The organism is Candidatus Accumulibacter vicinus, from assembly GCF_000584955.1.
GTDB classification, from domain to species: domain Bacteria; phylum Pseudomonadota; class Gammaproteobacteria; order Burkholderiales; family Rhodocyclaceae; genus Accumulibacter; species Accumulibacter vicinus.
Genome location: NZ_JDSS02000019.1, coordinates 193,449 through 198,333, shown reverse-complemented (window position 1 = coordinate 198,333; position 4,885 = coordinate 193,449). Strand labels below are relative to the sequence as shown.

Sequence of the window (4,885 nt, the reverse complement as noted above, 5' to 3'; positions counted from 1 at the left end):
GGCGATACCGCCCGCCAGCAGCAAGCCGTGGCTGGCGTGCGTGACGTTGAATTTGATTTTCGGGCCGGTCCACGCGTCGTATTCAACGAGGTAGCGGTTGGTCAGCCAGATTTCGTTGCGGGCGAAGTTCCACGGCCCGGCGTCCAGGTAGTTGCCGGTGAGCCGGGCATAGCTGTGGAAGCTGCTGCCTTCGTCTTCCTGCTGGAAGTCGGCCCAGGCCTGCACGTTGTCGACGCTGAAGGGTGATCCCACGGGCTGGCCAGCCGGCGTGGCGGTCTGCGCATGGCGGCCCAGGGCAATCCACTCGGCCGCGCTGGTGACCGAGTAACCGCTGGACCAGGGCGGTGGTGCCTTCAGCACACTGGTGAAGCGCGCGTCCGAGCGCATGCTCAGCACGTCGACTTCGGCCAACGCCGGCACGCTGGCAAGCGCCAGCAGCCCTGCGAGCAACACGGTGCGACCCGGCAGGGTCGGTGGGGGGGTGCGCTCGTTCCTGGTACAGGATGGGTTCGATCGGTGCGACCTGGGTGGAGGCGCCGGTCGCTCGTCCAGAGCGAGCCATGCCACATCCGCCCGGCCCACCGGGGAGTTTTGCAAGAGGCTCATTATTGACTCCTTGTTGACTTGCATGACATCGATGAACGAATGGGACCATCTGCAGGTGAGCGCCTGGGCGCGCCAGGCGCGTGTAATCGTCAAGCACCGCGCATTCGAAGCGTGGCTGGCGCGCCGGCGAAGCCCAAGCCCGCCTGCGCATCGCAACTTTGCGCCTTTGCGTCACTCGTGCCAATCCACTTTATGTCGTACGACAAAGCAACTACCATGTCATCCCGTCCGACCTTCGTTGGTGCCAGGTGATCATGCCCGTCCCGACTGCTGCCCGAGTGCCTCCGCCCGACTCGCGTGAGCCCTCGCTCGACGAACTGGTCGAGTTCGAGGTGTTCGACATGGTCGCGCGCGGCTTGCCGGAGGGTTTCGGCAGCGGCTTCGTGCCGCTGGCCGTGTCTGCGGTTCTCCTGCAGCTCCTGGCCTCGCCGCCCCAGCTCGTGCGATGGGTGATGGCGGTTGCTACCGTCCTCGGCTTCGGGCTGCTGCTTGGCTTCCTCTACCGGCGCCACCCGCCCGCCCTCGACGGCGTTGCGGGATGGCGGCCATGCCTGTATGTCCTGGTCGCTGCGAGCGGCTTGTCCTGGGGGGTCGCCGGTTGGCTATTCGTACCGGCGCCCTGGCCAGCCGAGATGGTCGTCCTGGCGCTGCTGCTGAGTCTCGCCGCCGCGGTGCTCGCCAACATCGGCGCGAGTCTGCCGATTTACGCAGTCTTCATTGCCGGTGCATTGCTGCCAACGGCGGTCTACCGCGTCCTGCTCGGCGGCGCGATGAACCTCGGGCTGAGTATCGGTGCGCTGATGATGATGCTCGTGCTGACGGTGTTCGCGTCACGCCTTGCCGCAGCGACACGTCGATCGCTGCGTATCGGTCACGAGAACCGGCGGCTTGCGCGGGCGCTGGAGCAGCGCACCCGCGAAGCGGAACAGGCCAACCTCGACAAATCGCGCTTCATCGCCGCGGCCAGCCACGACCTGCGCCAGCCCGTACACGCGCTCGGCCTGCTGCTCGATGTGCTGCAGGGGCAGTCGCTGAGCCTGCAGGCGCAAGAGACTGCCACGCGCATGGCGCATGTGCTCGACTCACTGGACTCGCTGTTCGCGGGCTTGCTCGACATTTCCAGGCTGGACAGCGGCGCGATCGAGCCGCGGCGCACGGATTTCGCGCTGCGTCCGCTGCTGCTCGCATTGACCGACGAATTCAACCCGGAGGTACTCGCCAAGGGCTTGTCGCTGCGCTGTCGCGCCAGCGATGTCTGGATCCGCAGCGACCCGTTGCTGCTCGAACGCATCCTGCGCAACCTGCTCGCCAACGCGGTGCGCTATACCCTGCGCGGCGGCATCGTCATCGCCTGCCGGCGGCGCGCTGCGCTGCTGCGCATCGAAGTCTGGGACAGCGGCATCGGCATCGCCGACGCGCAGCAGGGTACGGTATTCAACGAGTTCTACCAGGTTGCCAACCGGCAGCGCGACCCGGAGCAGGGCCTGGGGCTGGGGCTGGCGATCGTGCGCCGCCTGGGAGCGCTGCTCGGCTGCCCCATCGAGCTTCGTTCACGCCTTGGGCGCGGCAGCGTGTTCCGCGTCAGCGTGCCGCTGGCGACCGTTCCGGAACCGTTGTCCGATGCCGCCCCGGCCGTGGATGATGCCCAGGCGACCCTGCCGCCTGGTTGGCCAGAGCGGCGGGTCCTGGTCGTGGAAGACGATGCGCACGCCCGTGACGCCCTGGTCAGCTGGCTCGCCTCCTGGGGTTGCCAGGTCGTCGCCTGCGCCAGCGCTGCAGCAGTGCGCGTGGCGCTGGAGACGATTCCTGCCGCGCCCGATGCACTGGTCACCGATTGGCGTCTGCCTGGCGGCGAGGATGGGCTGGACGTGGTTCGACTGGTACGCCAGCGTTTTCGCGCTGCACTGCCGGCAATCCTGATCACCGGCGATGCCCTCGACGACGCGCGCCGTCTCGCCCGCGAGCATGGCGTCGTGCTGCTGCACAAGCCGGTCCGCCCTGCCGCGTTGCGCGCGGCGCTGGGGGCGCACTGGCTGCCTGTGCGGGTCGCGGAAACGGCAGCGGTGCCAGCCGGCAGCGCTACGCCATCATCCCCTCGCGAGAGCGCTCCGAGGCGGCAGGAAGGAGCGTCGTGACATGAAGAAGATCCTGATCATCGAAGACCACCCAATCTATCGCGACGGGCTGGCGGTGCTGGTGGCGCAACTGTTTGCCGAGGCGCAGGTCGAGCAGGCGGGCGACGCCGGGATGGCACTTGAACAACTGGCGCAGGATGATACCTTCGACCTGGTGCTGCTCGACCTCAAGATGCCCGGGCTCGACGGCGGCACCGCCCTGGCGGTGCTGCGCAGTCGCCATCCGGCAGTTCCCGTGGTGGTGGTTTCCGCCGACGAAGATGCCGCCACCATCCGCGCCTGCATGGACGCTGGCGCCAGCGGCTACATCCCGAAGTCGGCGCGACGTGAGATCCTGTCCGCCGCATTGGCCATCGTCGCCGACGGCGGCTTCTACCTGCCGCCGGCGTTGAACCCGGCGCCGGCGACCGTCCCGAGAACGACGGCCAGCCCACTGACGGCGCGCGAGCGCGAAGTCCTGCAGGGAGTTTGCGCCGGCGAGCCGAACAAGACCATCGCCCGCCGCCTGGGGATCTCCGAAGCCACGGTTCGCGCGCATCTCGGCGCGGTCTTCCGCGCTCTCGGCGTCACCAATCGTACGCAGGCGGCGCTCAGCGCCCAGCGGCTCGGCCTGTGCGATGCGACGAGCATGGCGGCGGTGCCCTTTCTGAAGAGGGTCAAGGCGCCGGGATAGCCGCAGCCCGTCGGGGCTGCCTGCCCAGCCTTCCCGCAGGGAAAGTCGTCCGGCCCACGTAACTCGCCGGGAGGTCAGCTACGGGTCAGCCGGCGCCTCGACGAGAGAGCAAGCCCCAGAAGACCGACCCCGAAGATTCCCAGCATTCCGGGCTCCGGCACCTGCAGCATGACGAGGGCACGTCGGCCATCGGACGTGGCCGCGCCTTGCCAATACCATTCAACGTCGAAGCTATCGTTTACCAGCGCCAGTTCGAGAGGCGTCGCACCGGTCACGGCGAACGGAGTGGCAAGCGTCAGCTCGTAGCGGTAGAGATCAAGGCCATCGACGGAGCCAGCGGCGACACTCTTCACACTACCGCTTTGCGCCTTGCCGCCGAGCGCGATGAGGAAGCTGTCGTCGAGTGTGCTGCCGGCGAGGTAATAGCCCCACCACAAGATTCTGTTGATCGACGCCGGCGCCGGTACGGTCACGCTTTCTGGATAGGGCCCCGTACTGGTGTCGGCTTGCTGGCCGACAGCCGTGACGGCCGGCAATTGCTCGACGAGCAGCGTGGCCGACGCGTTGCCGGCCATGAGAAGACAGCCCACCAGCAAGGCGGAGGCGGCGGGGAATTTTCGTAAGGTGGTGAGGAGTTTCATGTGATTCTCGTTCTGTTGGCTCCCATCGGCACGACACCAGCCTTGTGCCGACAAGAGGATTGCTGTTGAATGAACTTACTGTCGTTCACAGCCGAGGACGGCTTCCGCCGCCCGCTCCGGCCACTGCTACGGAGCAAAGACGTCGGTCGGCACACCAATGACCGGCACCTGGAAGTCGATCTTGTCGACCAGGAAGTCACTGCCATGCTGGACTCCCATGGCGTCGGTCGTGACCATCGCGGCGAAGCTGCCGTCTGCGTGGGCATAGCCACCGGCAACGAAGGTGCTTCCGTCGTATACGCCGGCACTCAGTTCGATGGCCCTGAAAGCCACGTCCGACGTCAGTGTGACGGTCTGCGTTCCCGCCGCTCCGCCAGCGTGGAAGCTGGTTTCCTTGATAACACGACCATCGGCGTCGAGCAAACGCAGACGCCCACTTTCAACAAAGTCGCCGCCGTCGTCCTGGGTGAAAAGACGCGACAGATAGACCGTCAGCCCGGTCGCGCCCTCGGTGAGGTTGAATCGCAAGGCTTCCTTGCCGTCGATTTCCTGCCGCACCGGGTTGGTCGCCTCTGATTGTCCGCTGACCCCCAGGTCGCCAGCGTAGATGTCGCCCCCCGTCAAGGTCTGCGGGCTTACTCCATTCAAGCGCGCGGCGCTCCAGGTCTCCGCCGCATTCGCGTAGTCGGCCTTGTGGACGATCGAAGTGACGATGTCCGCGTTGGTCCAGGCAGCCGCCCACTGGCCGCCAAGGCCGGATTGGCGCTCGGGAGCATTGCCTATGCTCAGCGTGTGGGTGGGAATCGGCACAACATCGATCACAGCGGTTG

The 4,885-nt window shown here is 66.8% G+C and carries 5 protein-coding genes; 2 read left to right on the top strand and 3 right to left on the bottom strand.

Going from position 1 to position 4,885, the window contains the following annotated elements; translation table 11 throughout:
• On the bottom strand, positions 1–606 hold a 606-nt coding region (locus tag CAPSK01_RS07315), incomplete at its 3' end, for a hypothetical protein (protein WP_273703249.1).
• 254 nt (positions 607–860) lie between these two features.
• Between CAPSK01_RS07315 and CAPSK01_RS07310 the strand changes: the two genes are divergently transcribed.
• Both CAPSK01_RS07310 and CAPSK01_RS07305 read left to right on the top strand, forming a co-directional pair.
• Positions 861–2,741 (top strand): hybrid sensor histidine kinase/response regulator, encoded by a 1,881-nt coding sequence (locus tag CAPSK01_RS07310; protein ID WP_273703248.1) that lies wholly within the window; start codon positions 861–863, stop codon positions 2,739–2,741.
• Between the two features lies 1 nt (position 2,742).
• On the top strand, positions 2,743–3,414 hold the full coding sequence (locus CAPSK01_RS07305) for a response regulator transcription factor (protein ID WP_273703247.1): 672 nt from the start codon (positions 2,743–2,745) through the stop codon (positions 3,412–3,414).
• A gap of 74 nt (positions 3,415–3,488) precedes the next feature.
• Here the strand turns inward: CAPSK01_RS07305 and CAPSK01_RS07300 are convergent, their stop codons facing one another.
• Complete coding sequence (locus tag CAPSK01_RS07300) at positions 3,489–4,055, bottom strand: PEP-CTERM sorting domain-containing protein (protein WP_034924506.1); 567 nt, start codon at positions 4,053–4,055, stop codon at positions 3,489–3,491.
• Positions 4,056–4,181: 126 nt separating this feature from the next.
• The coding region (locus tag CAPSK01_RS07295; RefSeq protein ID WP_273703246.1) for a hypothetical protein at positions 4,182–4,885 on the bottom strand (704 nt) is incomplete at its 5' end.